The organism is Nocardia speluncae NBRC 108251, assembly GCF_001613245.1.
GTDB lineage: Bacteria > Actinomycetota > Actinomycetes > Mycobacteriales > Mycobacteriaceae > Nocardia > Nocardia speluncae.
Genome location: NZ_BDBZ01000001.1, coordinates 462,685 through 476,380, shown reverse-complemented (window position 1 = coordinate 476,380; position 13,696 = coordinate 462,685). Strand labels below are relative to the sequence as shown.

The following is a 13,696-nucleotide window of genomic DNA, read 5'->3' as shown; positions in this document are numbered from 1 at the left end:
ATGGGACGAGTTTCCGGAAAGGTCGCGTTCATCACGGGCGCGGCGCGCGGACAGGGACGTTCGCATGCGGTGCGGCTCGCGCAGGAAGGCGCCGATATCGTCGCGGTGGACGCCTGCGCGGACGTACCGTCGCTCGAGTATCCGATGGCCACGATCGAGGATCTGCGCGAAACCGAGAAACTGGTAAGCGATCTCGGGCGCCGGGTACTGGCCCGCCAGGTCGATGTGCGGGATCAGACCGGTCTCGATCAGGTGGCCGCCGAGGCATTCGAAAGCCTGGGCGGTATCGATATCGTGAGCGCCAATGCCGGTGTGGTCGGTTGCCGCCCGACCTTCGACCTCACCGATGCCGAATGGCAGGATATGGTCGACATCAACATGACAGGTGTCTGGCGCACTGTCAAAGCTGCCGTGCCGCATATGATCTCGGCCGGTCGGGGCGGCTCGGTGATTCTGACCAGCTCGGTGGTCACCCTCGTCGGCGCGGCGAACGTGGCGCATTACAACGCGTCCAAGAGCGGTGTCGTGGGATTGATGACGACGCTGTCCGCGGAACTGGGCCGCCACGGCATCCGGGTCAATGCGGTCCATCCGGGCAATGTGGCGACGGACATGCTGTTCAGCACGTCCACCCTCCGCGTGTTCTGCCCGGATCTGGAGAACCCGACCCCCGAGGACCTGCGGGAACGTGCTCGCGGTTCTGATGTTCTCGGACAGGGGTGGGTGGAAGCCGAGGACATCAGCAACGCTGTGCTGTACCTGGCGTCCGATGAAGCCCGTTTCGTCACCGGCGTATCCCTGCCGGTCGATGCCGGCCGGCGGATCGGCTGAACGGAGATGACCATGGACTACGTAAAACGACTGACCGGCCGGCGGATCCTGATCACCGGGGGAGCGGGCGGGATCGGTGCCGCGGCAGCGCGGCGACTGTCCGCCGAAGGGGCCGCGGTGGCCATCCTCGACCTGGATACCGATGCGGCGAAAAGCCTGGTCCCCGAGCTGGGGAATGCGGTGGCGGTCGAATGCGATGTCACGAGCGAACAGTCCGTCGCCGCCGCGGTCGCCGCTGCGGCACAGGATCTGGGTGGGCTGGACGGCGTGCTGACCTGCGCGGGTATCGCCCGCTCCGGATTGCCGCACGAAATGTCGCTCGAGGACTGGAATTCGGTGATCGCGGTCAACCTCACCGGAACCTTCCTCACGATCCGTGCCGCGGTGCCGCACCTGCTCGAGGCAGGGGCCGCGAGTGTGGTCACGATCGGTTCGGTGGCGTCGCTGGTCTCCGCGAATACCAACACCTGTAGTTACGACGCGTCGAAGAGCGGTGTACTCGGGCTGACCCGGTCGATCGCCGTCGGCTACGCGGATCGCGGTATCCGGGCGAACTGCCTGTGCCCGGGTGTGGTGGACACTCCGCTCGCCCGCCGTGCCCGCGAGGTGGAGGGCGTGACGAGCAATGCGGTCGCGGCCACCCCGCTGGGCCGCCGCGCCGAACCGGACGAGATGGCGGCCGTGATCGCCTTCCTGCTTTCCGCGGAGTCGTCCTATCTCACCGGTTCGGTCGTCACCGCCGACGGTGGGCTCACCGCACGATGACCCGGAACGGAACAACTCGATCGAGAAGGACGGATATGGGCCTGCGCGGAGACAGGGCAGTCCGCGGCGGGCGCGGCCCGGTGGGCAGGGAGCCGCAATGAGCGAAGAAGTACTGGTCGACGCGCAGGACGGCATTCTCGTCATCACGCTCAACCGGCCGGCGGCGCGTAATGCGGTGAACCTCGCGGTATCCGAGGCAGTCGCCGCGGCGATGACCGAACTCGATTCCAGTCCGGACCTCACGGTCGCCGTGCTCACCGGGGCCGGCGGCACATTCTGTGCCGGGATGGACCTCAAGGCGTTCCTGCGTGGCGAATCGCCGGTGATCCCGGGGCGCGGGTTCCTCGGCCTGGTGGAGGCGCCGCCGGAGAAACCGCTGATCGCCGCGGTCGAGGGATACGCGCTGGCGGGCGGCTGCGAAGCCGTGCTCGCCGCGGATCTGGTGGTGGCCTCGCGGACCGCGAAATTCGGTATCCCCGAGGTCAAACGCGGGCTGGCAGCCGCGGCGGGCGGGCTGATGCGGCTGCCGCGCCGGATTCCGCCCGCCGTGGCGCTCGAATTGGCGCTCACCGGCGAGCTGTTCGACGCCGAACGCGCCTTCGCCCTGGGGCTGGTCAATCGTCTGGCCGACGAAGGGCAGGCGCTCGAGGCTGCGCTCGACCTGGCCCGGTCCATCGCGGCCAATGGGCCGCTCGCCGTGCGGGCTTCCAAGAAGGTGATCCGCGAGAGCGCGGACTGGTCGCAGGACGAGATGTTCGAACAGCAACGGGCGATCACCGGTCCGGTATTCGCCTCGGCCGATGCGCAGGAAGGCGCCCGGGCCTTCGCGGAGAAGCGACCCCCGCGCTGGCGCGGGGAGTAGGTCTCGGGAACTGCGGTCGCCTCGGGTGCGGTGGACCATCAGGGATCACCGACGCAATGGGCCCGCCGGAGACCGATCTTCGCGACAGCCGGACGCACAGATACCGCTGGGGCGGGGCTTATTCGGCCCGGCTGGAGAGGCTGGTGCCGGCGGAGCTCGTTGCCGCCCTGACCATAGGCGGTTGCATGCGATGACCTGCCGCCGTGGCAGGCCCTGAACCGCTGAGGCTGCCGGTCGCCGCGGTGGACGGCAAGTCCGCGGTGGGCCGAGCGGCAGTAGACCGGGTGCGGACGGCTGCCGGTCGACGCTAGCGGGTTCCGGTCACCCAGCGGCCGAGCCGGCCCAACCTGGACTTCGGGCGCCCGTATGTCAGGCTCGCCGGGTCCAGCCAGCGGGGCAAGGGTTCGCGCGCGGAGAGCCAGGCCGCGGGTACCCCGGTGGGGGAGTCCTTGCCGGTGTAGGCGGCGACGATTCCGCCGACGATGGCGCTCGTGGTGTCGATATCGCCGTCGGCTTCGATACACGCTGTGATCGCGGCGGGATAGTTGCCGAGATATGTTGCTGCGGCCCACATCGTGAACGGCACGGTGTTCTGCGCGGTGACCCGGGAACCGTTGCCCAGCTCCGCCGCGGCCTGCTCCACCGGCGCGCCGAGCAGCGTGCGTGCCCGGCCGATCAACCGGGTCGTTTCCCCGTCGGCAAGGCGGTCCAGTACAGCGGTGAGGAACTCGCCCGGTGCCGGTAACACCCCGGTGGACCGGGTCCGGCCGGACTCACCTGCCGCCAGCGCCACTGCGACCGCGCCGGCCACCCCCTCCGGATGCGTATGTGTCACCCGAGCCGAGCGGGTTGCTTCGGCCACGATCCGGTCCGGATTCCCGGCGTAGAACGCGCCCAGGGGTGCCACGCGCATGGCGGCGCCGTTACCGCAGGACCCCTGACCCTCGTAAACGGATCCGGACGCCTCCGGCCACGGCACGCCCTCGCGGATCCGGCGCAGGATGCCCACCGAGTAGAAGCCGTAGTCGCGGGCCGGATCGCAACGCCGCGCGAAGGCGGCGGCGAGCCGATCCGGATCGATGGTGCCGTGGGCGCCCAGTTCGGCGACCACACTGCACGCCATCTCGGTATCGTCGGTCCACCCCCACGGCCCCGAGGTGAGGTTCCCGGCCCGGAGATCGGACAGTGAGCGGCGCATCACCGGGAATTGTTGCCCCAGTGCATCCCCCACGGACAGGCCGTCCAGTGAGTCGAGCATCAAGTCGATAGACATCGGGCCTGATCGTAGCCTCCGCCGATTCGCGCATATCGGCGACTCAGGGCAGTGGTGCGGCGGTATATCGAACAGGCGGTTTACCGGGACCGACAACCAGTTCCGTGCCCGGATCCCCGTCGCGGAGCAGTTGTTCGACGGCGGCCGCCACCTCGTCCGCGTCCAGCATCGGGACCCCTGCCGCACGGAAGCGCTCTCGCCCGCCCGCGGTGAGCGGAGTATCGACCAGTCCGGGGCATACCGCGCTCAGCCGGATTCCCTCGCGTGCAAGGGATCCGTGCAGTGCGCGCACCAGGCCGATGACCGCGTGTTTGGTCATGGTGTAGATCGGGTCCTGGGGTACGCCCTTGATCGCCGCATACGAAGCGGTGACGACGATGGAACCGCCGCCCTGCCGGCGCATCACCGGCAGCGCCGCGCGCAGACCCCAGACGACGGCGTGCTGGTTGACGCCCACGACTGCGTGATAGCGGTCCAGATCGAGGTCTGCCGGATCCTTGTCCACCGAATTCGTTCCGGCATTGAGGACGAGCAGATCGAGCCGTTCGCCGGCGGCGGCCACGGCCGCCCGGGAGATGGCCGGATCGGTGAGGTCGCCGACGATCGCCTCGCCGCCCAGTTCCGTGGCGATCTGCCGGACGAGCGGGTCACGGTCCACCAGCACGCAGCGGACGCCATCGGCTGCCAGCCGCCGGGCGGTGTGCTCGCCGATTCCGCCCGCTGCCCCGGTGATCACTGCGGTTTCTGTCATCGCTGCTCCTCGTATTCACCCCGCGACCGAGAATAACGTTCGCATGAATCAGAATACAATTCTTGGAGACAGTGGAGTCCAGTTCGACCGGGACCGTCGCGCCGGCGAACGGTCTGGTTCAGAAGCTGATCGCGCGGCGGGCGAGTTTGCCGGTGGCGTTACGCGGCAACGATTCCGTCGTGATCCGCCAGTGGGTCGGCACCTTGAAATACGACAGCCGCTCCCGCGCGAATTCGGTGAGCTGCTCCTCGGTGACTGTGGAGTCCGGGGCGACCACCACCACCGCTGCCACTTCCTGTCCGAGGTCGCTATGGGGTATGCCCAGGACAGCGCATTCGGCGATATCGGGGTGCTCGTCGAGGCATTGTTCGATTTCGGTGGGGTAGACGTTCTCCCCGCCGCGCAGGATGAGATCGGAGCGGCGGCCGGTCAACCGGAGCTCGCCGCCCTCGACGATGCCGTAGTCGCCGGTGCGCAGCCATCGGTCCGGGGTGATGGCGGCGGCCGTGGCGGCCTCGTCGTCCCAGTAGCCGAGCATGACGAAGGGGCTGCGGACACACACCTCACCTTCGGTGCCGTCCGGAACCTGCACGCCCTCGGGATCGCGGATCTCGAGGTTCACCGTGAGGATCGGCCGGCCGAGTGTGCCGGGGGAGCGGTTCAGGTCTGCGGGGGTGGCGACCGCGATGGCGGTACTGCATTCGGTCAGCCCGTAGCTGTCGACCAGTGCGTCGCGGGCGAAGGGGAATCGCTCCCGGAGGCGGTCCTTGAACGCGATCGACGACGGAGCCGAGGCCAAGGCGAATGCGGTGAGCGAGGACAGGTCGAAGTTCTCGGCGCCGTCGTATTCGAGGAGCCGTCCGGCCATGGTGGGCACGGCACCCCAATTGGTGATCCGTTCCCGTTCGATGAGCCGGAGCACGGTCTCGATATCGAAGGCGCCCTGATTCAGCACCAGTGCGCTGCCCGTGGCCAGCCGGGGTACGACCAGATTGTGCAAACTCGCGATATGGAAAAGGGGTGAGGTCAGCAGGCATCGGAGCGGGACCGGCTGGGAGTCGTCGTAGTTGTGGCCGGACATTTCGGCGGCGAACGCGTCGCCGAAGCGGAAGTAGTCCACGACGGCCAGTAGATTGCGCTGCGAATGCAGGGCGCCCTTGGGGCGCCCGCTGGTGCCGCTGGTGTAGAGGATGACCGACGGATCGTCTTCGTCGACCTCGGGCTGCGGGAGTTCGGCACCGGAGTATTCGGTGACCAGGCGTGGCAGATCGTTTTCCGTGGTGAGTACGGTGATTCCGGTGGTGTCGAGTTCGTCCAGCAGCCGGGCGCGTTTCTCGTCCACGATCAGCACCGAGGGGCGGGAGTGCTGTAACCCGTAGTCGATCTCGCGCGCCACCCACCAGCTGTTCATGCCGACGGTGATGGCGCCCAGGCTCTGGGTGGCCCAGAACGCCATCACCCATTCGGGGCTGTTGGCGGCCAGGATCGCCACCCGGTTACCCTTGTGAACGCCGTACCGGTCGCGCAATGCCACCGCCAGTGCCGCCACCGTGTCGAGGTGCTCGGCGAACGAGATCCGGCGGTCCGTGGTGACCAGATAGTCGCGATCGCCCCACACCCGCGAGGCGGTCAGCAGATCACCCACCCTCCGGCCGCGATGGCGAATCACCGGGATCCGGGCGCCGAGGACGTCCTCGGCCGCGATCTCGAACCGGCCACCGGGGCCGGTCAACCGGCCGATGATGTCTGCGATCCGCGATTGCATATCGGTTGCCGGTGTCGCCATAGTGGCCGCCCTTCTCTCCACGGTGCCTGTCCGACAGCAACATGCCACGGCCCGACCGCGCGGTCGGTGACCTGTACCACTCAGCGAGACTACGCAGGTGTGTCCGGTGGTGGCAGTCCTGGCCGGTCGTCGAATGTGCAGCCCACCCCGGCGGCAAGGGTGCGGAGGGCGACGAGCTGGTCGCAGTAGTCGGCGGCGCCGGTGGCGGTGAGCCCGACGCTCGCGATGGTCGTGCCGGCGGTGCGGAGCCGGACCAGGGCGTGCACCGTGTGGTCCGGGGCGCCGATCGGGTCCAGTCGTTCTCCGGCGCTGAGTACCAGTTCGAATCCGGTGGGGAGTTCGACGGAGTCGAGCATGGCCTTCAGCTCGGTGAGGGGAAGCCCGAACGGGACCCAGCCGTCGCCGGATTCGATCGCCCGCCGCAATGAGCGCCGGGTCCGGCCGCCGATCCACAGCGGGACCCGGGGCTGCACCGCGTTCGGTCGGACGAGCATATTGTCGAAGTCGTAGTACCGGCCGTGGTATTCGGGCCGGTCCCCGGACAGGGCGGCGCGCAGCGCGGCGAGCGCATCGTCGGCGCGGGCGCCGCGTTCCGCGAACTCGGCGCCGAGCAGCTCGAACTCCTCGCGCAGGGTGCCGACACCGAGACCCAGGATCAATCGGCCGCCGCTGACCAGGTCGAGCGTGCCGTACCGCTTGGCGATCTCGAGCGGATGGTGATAGCCCAGCACCAAGACCTGAGTGGCCAGCCGGATAGCGCTGGTACGGGCTGCGAGGAAGCCGAAGGTGGCCAGTGGATCCCAGTAGGTGCCACCACGTTCGGCGGCGATATCGACCGGGATGGCGATGTGCTCACTGCAAGTGAGGTGGTGGAAGCCCAGCCGGTCCGCGGTCTCGGCGATCCGGGCGAGTTCGGCGATTCCGGCGTCCCGTTCCCAGTCCGCGCACATCGAGGGATGGGCGATGACTACAGGCGACGAGATTCCGATATGCATCCTGGCGAATTCTCCGCTATTGGTGTGCCGGCTCGAGTGGGTCGGTGTCCGTTCTACCGCGCTCGCGAGGCGCGTAGCGCCGGCCGTCCCGGTGGGTGGTATCCCGGCGCCGTGTCGGCCATCTCGTTCGTTCTGACGGACAGGCAGCATTCGGGTGCTACTCTGAAACAAGAATGAATTTCAGTTTTTGCCTGTGAAAGGCCTCTGAACAGTGCTGTTGGAGGAAGTGATGACCGTCACGGACTTGGTATCCACCCCCCGGGACGCGGCGCGGGAGCTGCCGCAATCGATGGTCGAGCGGATGACCGTGATACTCGATGCGTTCGAAGGCCGCGCCGCGCGCCTGTCCTTGGAGGACGTTGCCGACTATGCGGGCCTGCCCCGTTCCACCGTGCACCGCATCCTGCACCAGTTGGTGGGCCTGGACTGGATCGAGCACACCGCGTCCGGCTACCGCCTGGGCCGCCGCGCACTGGGATTGGCCGGTGGCGACGGCGGGCGCAGCGAAATCCGCGCGGCCGCCGCGCCGCTGCTGCACCAATTGCATCTGCAGACCGGTCTGGTCGTGCACCTGACCGTGCTCGAAGGCGGGGACAGCGTGTATCTGGACAAGGTCGGCGGCCGATTCGCCACCTGCGTCCCCTCACGGGTGGGCGGCCGGGCGCCCGCCTACGCGACCGCCGGTGGGAAAGCGCTATTGGCCGGGCTGTCCCCGGAAAACGTCGACGGCCTGTACAGCCCTCGCCTGCGCGGCTGTACCGATCGCACGGTCGGCGATCTCCCAGCGCTCCACCAGGAACTCAACCGGATCCGGCGGCGCAGCGGGCTCGCCTTCGAACACGGCGAATCCGCGCCCGGAGTGTCCTGTGTCGGGGTGGCGATCCGCGGATACGACGGCCCGGTGGCCGGTATCTCGCTGTGCGGCGACACCCGCTCGGCCCCACTCGACCGTGTTGCTCCCCTTGTCGCCGACGCCGCCCGCACGATATCGCGGACGCTGTACCCCGAACACTCGGATCGGCGCCGTCCCCGGAGTAACGCACGAATTCCGGCGGGCCCGCCGGAAACGACGGCCCCTCTCGTCGCCGCCCGTGCCGGCTGACAGCGCGCCCCGGGGCAATCGGCAACGATCCGCCCACCGGCACGCATCCACGCAGTAATCGCGCTGCTCGGCTGCGTCCGCAGGTAAGGCAAGCGGTGACGTACCTGCCGCCTGCCGGCCACGGTACAACTCGCGCATTCGGATCTTCGGCCCCACGTCTGGGAAATCGGGAGCCCGGCCGTTTCCGGTCCAGGTTGTGATGTCGCCGGAACGGCCCCCGGCGGACCCGGGCCCGTGACCACCCCGCGCGGCCCCTCCGCCGATGAATTACCCGATCAGCGTGAAGATTTCGGCCACCGCCGGCACGCACCCCGGCATTGCTACCCTGTCGGTGATCGATTGCCGGTGCCGCCGGGTATCCGGACAACCTGTCCGGTGTTGCCTCGACCAGGTGATCGTTCTGCCCAGCAGCGGGTATCGTCTGCACCGCTGGGTAGCTGTGAGCATGACCTGCGCGGAGTGTGGAGAGATAACTCCGGGCGGGAGAGTGTGTTCGACCCGATCCGAGATCGTCGAGTGCCGTATCGGTCATGGACCCGGCCGGCGCCGATCTCGGATCGTTTCCGAGGACGAGCCGAGAGGATCTGCATGGGACGCGATATCACGCAGCACGAATTGCTGGTCGAGCTGGAACCGGTGGTGGCCGAGAATCTGGATCGCCACTTGGCCACGGCCAAGGACTGGAACCCGCACGATTACGTGCCGTGGGACGAGGGCCGCAATTTCGCCGCGATGGGTGGTGTCGACTGGGATCCGGAACAGTCGCGGCTGTCGGAGGTCGCCAAGGTCGCAATGATCACCAATCTGCTGACCGAGGACAATCTGCCCTCCTATCACCGCACGATCAGCGAACATTTCTCCAGCGACGGCGCCTGGGGTACCTGGGTGGGCCGGTGGACCGCCGAGGAGAACCGGCACGGTATCGCCATGCGTGACTACCTGGTCGTCACCCGGGGCGTGGACCCCGTCGCGCTGGAGAACGACCGGATGGTGCACATGACTCGCGGTGTGCACGCGCCGGAGTACTTCATGGGCATGCTCGACCAGGTCGCCTATGTGACCTTCCAGGAACTGGCGACCCGCATCAGCCACCGGTGCACCGGCAAGGTATGCGAGGACCCCATCGCCGACCGCATGCTCAAGCGGATCGCCACCGACGAGAACCTGCATATGATCTTCTACCGCAACCTGGCGGGGGCGGCGTTCGACCTCGCGCCCGACCAGGCGATGGAATCGGTCACGAAGATCATCAAGGATTTCGCCATGCCAGGCCGCGGTATGCCCAATTGGCGCCGTAACGGTGTGCTGATGGTCAAACACGGAATCTACGATCTGCGCCAGCACCTCGACGACGTCCTGCTGCCGGTCCTGCGGATCTGGAACGTTTTCGACCGCACCGATTTCACCGCGCGCGGCGAACGCAGTCGTGAGGAGCTGTGCGAATACCTCGAGAAGCTGGGCAAGGATGTGCAGCGGTTCGAGGAGCAGCGCGCACGGATGCTCGCCCGGGAAGCCGCCAAGGCGGAAAAGGTCGCCGCCACGGTGAGCTGAGCAGGCCCCGCGCCGTTCCCCCGGTATGTGGGAACGGTGCGCGAGGCCGGTGCAGGTGTGGGCCGGTGGGTTGCGGGTATACGCGCCGGGAAAGGAGGCCCGATGAGTCAGCGAGATGTTGTGCACGCACTACTCGACCGAGCCGGTAGCACCTATGCCGCCGAAGCGGGAATCAAGCTCGATGACAAACCGGCGCCGCTGTTCCAGCTGTTGATGATGTCCGAACTGCTCAGCGCTCGGATCTCCGCCGATATCGCGACCGCCGCGACGGCCGAACTCGTCCACAGCGGCTACCGGACTGCCCGCGAAGTGGCCGACGCGCAGTGGCAGGAACTGGTCGACGCGCTGGGACGCGGGCACTACCGCCGCTACGACGAACGCACCGCCTCCCAGCTCGGTGAAATCGCCGCGACCGTTCTCGAAAAATATGGCGGTGACCTGCGCAAACTAGCCGACGAAGCCGATCACGACCCGGACCGCGCCGCCGAACTCATCCAGCAGTTCAAAGGAATCGGCCCGACCGGCGGCGATATCTTCCTGCGCGAAGTCCAGAACGTATGGCCGTGGGTCCGCCCGCATTTCGATCGCCGCGCGGTGCACGGTGCGCAGCGGATCGACCTACCCGCCGACCCCGGCAAACTGGCCCGCCTCGCGCCGGACCACGAGGCCGCCGAGTTCGCCGCCGCGCTCGTCCGGGTGGCCGTCGACGACGACCTCGCCGCGGAGGTGCGCTCGGCCACCCACTGACGGTCGTGGTCTGGGTGTTGAGCCACTACTCGTTTCATATCCCCGGGCCGGACCCGCGCGAGCCGAAGCGCCGCGACTGTCAGTGCGGAATCCTTTCGTCATAGAAGGTGGCGAGGTCACGCAGCGCCCGCTCGCAGTCCCCGGTGTAACCGGACCCGTGCATCACGGCCAGTGTCGTGGGCTGCAGCTCCGCGAGCCGATTCAGCGCCACGGGGACGGCGGGGCCGATCGAGGTCGCATGGAACAGGTCCTCGGCGATCTTCGCGGGACCGACGACATCGGCTTCGGTGAGCGCCGGGCCGTTGCCGAGCTGGGTCATCAGATCGCCGCAGAACAGCACACCGGTGGTCTCCTCGTACAGGACCCGCGCTTCCCAGTTGTGCGGTGCATGCGGGGTGTCGAGATGCCGGATCCGGCGCCCGCCCAGATCGATCACCTCGCCATCGGCCAGTCGCCGTGGTGGGCGGTCGGCCAGATCGTCGATCGAGACCAGGCAGCCGACCTCACCGTGCGCGACCTCGGCGTTCGGGGCGGCTTCGAGGAAGAGGTTCATCGCCCCGCATTCGTCGGCCTCCACATGACCGAAGGTGATCCAGCGCAACTGCTCGACGGGCCTGATCCGCGCAACGGCCGCTGACACGGCGGGGAACAAGGCTCGCATACCGGTGTGGAACAAGAGTGGTTCGTCGGCGTCGACGAAGAATTGATTGTATGTGAACCCGGTGGGCCCCACCTCGGGGACGTAGGTGGAGAACCGGTAGATACCGTCAGCGATTTCGTCGGTTCGGGTTTCCATAGGAGAGGTCCTGGTCGTTTCGGTCCCCCGGTCGCAGCACCCAGCGCGGTCGAACAACGAATGGTCAGTTTACTCCCGGAGCAGCTTCGGCAGAAGGTGTGACCGGCTCTCGGCCGGACGGGGTGAAACCCGGCAACCACCCGTTCACCAGCGGAATCATCGCCTGGATCAGTGGCCCGATCGCGACCGCGTAGACCGCGGTGCCGAGGCCGACCCCGCCCCCGAGCAGCCATCCGGTGCCCAGCACCGATACCTCGATCGTCGTCCGGACCAGGCGCACCGACAAACCGGTCCGGCGCACCAAACCGGTCATCAGCCCGTCACGGGGGCCGGGCCCGAGCCCCGCACCGATGTACAACACACTGGCCAGCGCGTTGAGAACCACCGCGAGCATCATTGCTCCCACACGCACGGGAAGTGACTCCCACTCCGGCAGCAACCACAGCCCCATATCGACCGATACCCCGACCATTACGACATTGCTCAGCGTGCCGAACCCGGGCCGCTGCCGCAGCGGTATCCAGGCCAGCAGGACAACGGCACCGGTCACGATGGTGACCGTCCCGAAACTCATCGGAACATGCTGCGTCACGCCCTGATGGAAAACATCCCAAGGGTCCAAACCCACTGCGGCACGGATCATCACAGCCATCGAGAACCCGTACAACCAGAGACCGGCGAACAGCGCCACGAGACGTCGGATCATGCGACGAGCATGCCGGGCAACCGGACTGCTGGTACAGGTCCACGTACGTAGTACTGGCCCTTTTGCGGAGAGGCCGCTGCGGTCTCGATGTGGTCGTCGACCGGCCGGTGGTCGCGGCCCCGGCCCCGGTACGTGGAGCCCGAACCGTTCGCGCCGGCAGCGGCGGTATCGCCGAGCGGCAACTCGTCACGGCGACAGCTGATGCAGTTCCGGCCGGCGGTGAGGTCTCTGTGCGTTCACCACGTGACGTGTACGGCAATCGGGCCCGCGTCGGCGTGGCTGTGAATCCATTGGATGTCGTGGATATCGCCGTGCAACCCGATGCTTGGAAGGCGCCGGGCCAGCGTCCGTAAGGCGATGCCGATTTCGAGCCGGGCCAGGGCGGCGCCGAGGCAATGGTGCGGGCCGCGACCGAACGCCATGTGGCGGCCTGTCCGCTTTTGCGCCGTCACCCGGTGTGGATCGAATCTGTCGGGTTCGGCGAAGCGGTCGGGGTCGCGATTGGCGGCCCCGAGCCGCGCGAGCACCATGTCACCGGCCCGGATCCGAGTTCCGGCCAGTTCGATATCCGTGTGAGCCCAGCGCGGGAATGCCTCACCGATCTGGCCGATCTGCAATCGCACGATCTCTTCGACGACGGCGTCGAACTCACTCGTCCCACAGGTTGCGAGCGTGGCCAGGCGGCCTTCGGCAATCAACTGTGTCACGCCGACCGAGATGGCGTTGGTGGCGGTCAGGTAGCCGGAAGCGAGGATGGTCAGGGTGAGAGTGGTCAGTTCGTAGTCGTCGAGCGGCCCGTCGTTGCCGTCGCCGGCCTCGATGAGTGCGCTGAGCAGGTCGTCGCCCAGTTGTGCACGTTTGGTGGCGATCAGCTCGCCGACGTAGTCGGCGAAGCGCGTCCAAGCATGCTCTGCGGTCTGGGCCCCGCCATCGGCGAGGAAGTCGGCTCTGCTTGCTGCGTCGGCGAGTTCGCGAAACCGGCCCCGTTCCGTGATCTCGACGCCGAGTAGATCGGCGATCACCGCGATGGACAGCGGCGCGGCGAACCCTGCCACGAGGTCGGCGGGCTTGCCCGAGGCGGTCAGCGCGATGATCTGCTCGTCGGCCAGCTGCTGCGCGGATGACCGCAGCGCCTCGATCCGGCGGGTGGTGAACGCTGCGCCGACCAGTCGGCGAAGTCGCTGGTGTGGTTCGCCGTCCTGCAGCAGTGTGGCACCGCCGGTGGTTTTCGCACCCGGCGCGACGACCCCGAAGCGCGGGTCGCTCAACACTGTGGCGACTCCGTCGTACGAAGTCACCAGCCAGGCCGGTTTCCCGGCGGGGGTGGTCACCGCCGCCACCGGCTCGCGGGCGCGCAACTCGGCATAGGCCGGCGGTGGCTTCAGCGGCTCGGGACGATCGAACGGGAGAGGTCGTGTCGAGCTCATATGACGCCTTTGGTTGTTCCGCCGGTAGGCGGAAGTTTTTAACATTGCAGTCGTATTGTAAAGGCGTGTGGAGGCTGCTGTCCAATACGACTGCAATGTGAAAA

General features: G+C 67.6%; 13 protein-coding genes. 6 read left to right on the top strand and 7 right to left on the bottom strand.

Translation table 11 applies throughout. The features are described 5' to 3' along the window. The 3 genes from NS6_RS01965 to NS6_RS01955 all read left to right on the top strand — a co-directional run bounded on the left by NS6_RS01965 (position 1) and on the right by NS6_RS01955 (position 2,458). On the top strand, positions 1 to 831 hold the full coding sequence (locus tag NS6_RS01965; RefSeq protein ID WP_068036073.1) for a mycofactocin-coupled SDR family oxidoreductase: 831 nt from the start codon (positions 1 to 3) through the stop codon (positions 829 to 831). A 12-nt stretch (positions 832 to 843) separates the two neighbouring features. Then, complete coding sequence (locus NS6_RS01960; RefSeq protein WP_068036071.1) at positions 844 to 1,596, top strand: SDR family NAD(P)-dependent oxidoreductase; 753 nt, start codon at positions 844 to 846, stop codon at positions 1,594 to 1,596. A gap of 97 nt (positions 1,597 to 1,693) precedes the next feature. Next, the gene (locus NS6_RS01955; protein ID WP_068035608.1) at positions 1,694 to 2,458 is read left to right on the top strand and encodes a crotonase/enoyl-CoA hydratase family protein; all 765 of its coding nucleotides are present in this window, start codon (positions 1,694 to 1,696) and stop codon (positions 2,456 to 2,458) included. 307 nt (positions 2,459 to 2,765) lie between these two features. On the opposite strand, the gene NS6_RS01950 is transcribed toward NS6_RS01955, so the two are convergent. The 4 genes from NS6_RS01950 to NS6_RS01935 form a co-directional block, all read right to left on the bottom strand. After that, entirely contained in the window at positions 2,766 to 3,731 is a 966-nt protein-coding gene (locus NS6_RS01950) for an ADP-ribosylglycohydrolase family protein (protein ID WP_245669095.1), read from the bottom strand. 43 nt (positions 3,732 to 3,774) lie between these two features. Next, complete coding sequence (locus NS6_RS01945) at positions 3,775 to 4,482, bottom strand: SDR family oxidoreductase (protein WP_068035605.1); 708 nt, start codon at positions 4,480 to 4,482, stop codon at positions 3,775 to 3,777. Between the two features lie 118 nt (positions 4,483 to 4,600). After that, the gene (casG, locus tag NS6_RS01940) at positions 4,601 to 6,268 is read right to left on the bottom strand and encodes a steroid-24-oyl-CoA synthetase (RefSeq protein ID WP_068035604.1); all 1,668 of its coding nucleotides are present in this window, start codon (positions 6,266 to 6,268) and stop codon (positions 4,601 to 4,603) included. Between the two features lie 89 nt (positions 6,269 to 6,357). Then, entirely contained in the window at positions 6,358 to 7,263 is a 906-nt protein-coding gene (locus NS6_RS01935) for a TIGR03619 family F420-dependent LLM class oxidoreductase (RefSeq protein ID WP_068035602.1), read from the bottom strand. A 229-nt stretch (positions 7,264 to 7,492) separates the two neighbouring features. On the opposite strand from NS6_RS01935, the gene NS6_RS01930 reads away from it, so the two are divergent. The 3 genes from NS6_RS01930 (at position 7,493) to NS6_RS01920 (ending at position 10,663) form a co-directional block, all read left to right on the top strand. Beyond that, a complete protein-coding gene (locus tag NS6_RS01930) occupies positions 7,493 to 8,365 on the top strand; it encodes an IclR family transcriptional regulator (RefSeq protein WP_068036069.1) in 873 nt (290 codons plus the stop codon). Positions 8,366 to 8,953: 588 nt separating this feature from the next. Further along, positions 8,954 to 9,916, top strand: a complete 963-nt coding sequence (locus tag NS6_RS01925; protein ID WP_068035600.1) for an acyl-ACP desaturase — start codon at positions 8,954 to 8,956, stop codon at positions 9,914 to 9,916. 102 nt (positions 9,917 to 10,018) lie between these two features. Next, entirely contained in the window at positions 10,019 to 10,663 is a 645-nt protein-coding gene (locus tag NS6_RS01920) for an HhH-GDP family DNA glycosylase (RefSeq protein ID WP_068036067.1), read from the top strand. 79 nt (positions 10,664 to 10,742) lie between these two features. Here NS6_RS01920 and NS6_RS01915 read toward each other — a convergent pair whose 3' ends face one another. The 3 genes from NS6_RS01915 to NS6_RS01905 form a co-directional block, all read right to left on the bottom strand. Continuing rightward, positions 10,743 to 11,459 carry an oxygen-binding di-iron domain-containing protein gene (locus tag NS6_RS01915; RefSeq protein WP_068035598.1) on the bottom strand — a complete coding sequence of 239 codons (717 nt, stop codon included), beginning with the start codon at positions 11,457 to 11,459 and terminating at the stop codon, positions 10,743 to 10,745. Positions 11,460 to 11,523: 64 nt separating this feature from the next. Continuing rightward, on the bottom strand, positions 11,524 to 12,165 hold the full coding sequence (gene yczE / locus NS6_RS01910; protein ID WP_068035596.1) for a membrane protein YczE: 642 nt from the start codon (positions 12,163 to 12,165) through the stop codon (positions 11,524 to 11,526). Between the two features lie 236 nt (positions 12,166 to 12,401). Next, on the bottom strand, positions 12,402 to 13,688 hold the full coding sequence (locus NS6_RS01905) for a cytochrome P450 (protein WP_157112580.1): 1,287 nt from the start codon (positions 13,686 to 13,688) through the stop codon (positions 12,402 to 12,404). Positions 13,689 to 13,696: the final 8 nt, after the last annotated feature.

Coding starts and splice junctions, on each gene's coding strand:
- NS6_RS01925 (WP_068035600.1), top strand. CDS start 8,954: ATGGGACGCGATATCACGCAGCACGAATTGCTGGTCGAGCTGGAACCG.
- NS6_RS01915 (WP_068035598.1), bottom strand. CDS start 11,459: ATGGAAACCCGAACCGACGAAATCGCTGACGGTATCTACCGGTTCTCC.
- NS6_RS01955 (WP_068035608.1), top strand. CDS start 1,694: ATGAGCGAAGAAGTACTGGTCGACGCGCAGGACGGCATTCTCGTCATC.
- NS6_RS01950 (WP_245669095.1), bottom strand. CDS start 3,731: ATGTCTATCGACTTGATGCTCGACTCACTGGACGGCCTGTCCGTGGGG.
- casG (WP_068035604.1), bottom strand. CDS start 6,268: ATGGCGACACCGGCAACCGATATGCAATCGCGGATCGCAGACATCATC.
- yczE (WP_068035596.1), bottom strand. CDS start 12,165: ATGATCCGACGTCTCGTGGCGCTGTTCGCCGGTCTCTGGTTGTACGGG.
- NS6_RS01965 (WP_068036073.1), top strand. CDS start 1: ATGGGACGAGTTTCCGGAAAGGTCGCGTTCATCACGGGCGCGGCGCGC.
- NS6_RS01920 (WP_068036067.1), top strand. CDS start 10,019: ATGAGTCAGCGAGATGTTGTGCACGCACTACTCGACCGAGCCGGTAGC.
- NS6_RS01945 (WP_068035605.1), bottom strand. CDS start 4,482: ATGACAGAAACCGCAGTGATCACCGGGGCAGCGGGCGGAATCGGCGAG.
- NS6_RS01935 (WP_068035602.1), bottom strand. CDS start 7,263: ATGCATATCGGAATCTCGTCGCCTGTAGTCATCGCCCATCCCTCGATG.
- NS6_RS01930 (WP_068036069.1), top strand. CDS start 7,493: ATGACCGTCACGGACTTGGTATCCACCCCCCGGGACGCGGCGCGGGAG.
- NS6_RS01960 (WP_068036071.1), top strand. CDS start 844: ATGGACTACGTAAAACGACTGACCGGCCGGCGGATCCTGATCACCGGG.